Raw genomic sequence first — 392 nt, 5'->3', positions numbered from 1 at the left:
ACTGCAATTGCTGCAGCAGTTGGCCCAGCCGGTCCTGCGTACCGCTTCCGGTCGCAGGGACCGCGTTGCCCGCAGGCGCCAGGGTGCGTGAACCGCCCTGCGCGTCGAGCGGCTTCGCGGCGGGGTGGTTCGCTCCGCTGGAGGAGGCGGGCGTACCGTTCAGTACCTGCAGCAGCAACTGCAGCAACTTCAGGATGCTGTTCGTGGTCTGGGAGGACTTGCCGCCCACGCCGGGGATCTCGCCGCGCGCGGCGGCCAGCAGGTTGCCCACGGCGGATTTTCCATCGGCGCCCGGCACGTCGTGGGTTTCGATGGTCCGGTAGATGTCCGGATTCTTGAGCATGAACTTCGCGGCGGCTGCTACTTCGGGTGGGGCCTTGCCGCCCTCGGCG

1 protein-coding gene is annotated in these 392 nt (G+C 68.6%); it reads right to left on the bottom strand.

Annotation, left to right across the window (positions count from 1 at the left end):
- The coding region (locus tag E4T88_RS18085; protein WP_221411842.1) for a hypothetical protein at nucleotides 1–392 on the bottom strand (392 nt) is incomplete at both ends.

It is taken from the genome of Dysgonomonas mossii, assembly GCF_004569505.1.
Lineage (GTDB): Bacteria > Bacteroidota > Bacteroidia > Bacteroidales > Dysgonomonadaceae > Dysgonomonas.
The sequence above is the reverse complement of the archived record's forward strand: the minus strand, read 5'-3'. Positions and strand labels throughout refer to the sequence as shown.